The 832-nt window shown below is 63.5% G+C and carries 1 protein-coding gene; it reads right to left on the bottom strand.

From position 1 onward, the window contains the following. Positions 1–74 precede the first annotated feature (74 nt). Entirely contained in the window at positions 75–533 is a 459-nt protein-coding gene (locus BRAS3843_RS32950; protein ID WP_008973553.1) for a SufE family protein, read from the bottom strand. Positions 534–832 lie beyond the last annotated feature (299 nt).

The following is an 832-nucleotide window of genomic DNA, read 5'->3' on the forward strand; positions in this document are numbered from 1 at the left end:
CTGCCACCCTCTCCCGCAAGGGGAGAGGGTGCACCGAGCGCGGGGTCACATGTGGCGCTCTTCAACCAACAAAACTAAGCCCCCGCAAGCGCGGCCTGCGCGTCGGCCCTGATGCGGCCGACCATCGAGCGGAAGCCGTTCGAGCGCTGCGGCGTCAGATGCTCGCGCAGGCCAAGCTTCTCGAACAGCGCGATCGGATCCGCGCTCAAGATCTCGGAAGCTGTGCGGCCGGAGACCATCGCAAGCAGGATCGCGACCAGGCCGCGGACGATATGGGCGTCGCTGTCCCCGATGAAGTCGAGCACGGGGCCGTCGGGACCACGCTCCACGGCGGTCGCGAGCCAGACCTGGCTGGTGCAGCCCTGAACCTTGTTCGCATCGGTGCGATCGGCGTCCGGCAGCGGAATGAGCCCGCGGCCGAGCTCGATGACGTAGCGATAGCGGTCGTCCCAATCATCGAGCAGCGAGAAGTTCTCGATGATGTCGTCGATATCGGGCGTGCCGGTGCCGGCGGTCTGGGCCATCTTGAGCATCGTGATTGTCCTCGTCATCGGTCCCTGCAGAGGAAAGCAAAGTCCGTACCGCGCCATGGGCCTTGCCGACGCGCGTCTCGTTCACGCTGCTGATCGGGTGTCGCCGCGTGGCTCGGATGCGACGCTCCAGACTGTTGTGTCGTTTCGGACAGCGCGCCGCAGGCGCGTTGGGTGAGACCCTTCGATGTCGGGTTTGCAACAAGCTGCTTTGCGTCCGAACCAATTCTGCATCTCCTTCTAACTATGCATGTTTTAACGATTCTAAAGCTCTGGCATGGGGGTTGCAAAACTGGTTGCCA

The organism is Bradyrhizobium sp. STM 3843, assembly GCF_000239815.1.
Taxonomy (GTDB): Bacteria; Pseudomonadota; Alphaproteobacteria; order Rhizobiales; family Xanthobacteraceae; genus Bradyrhizobium.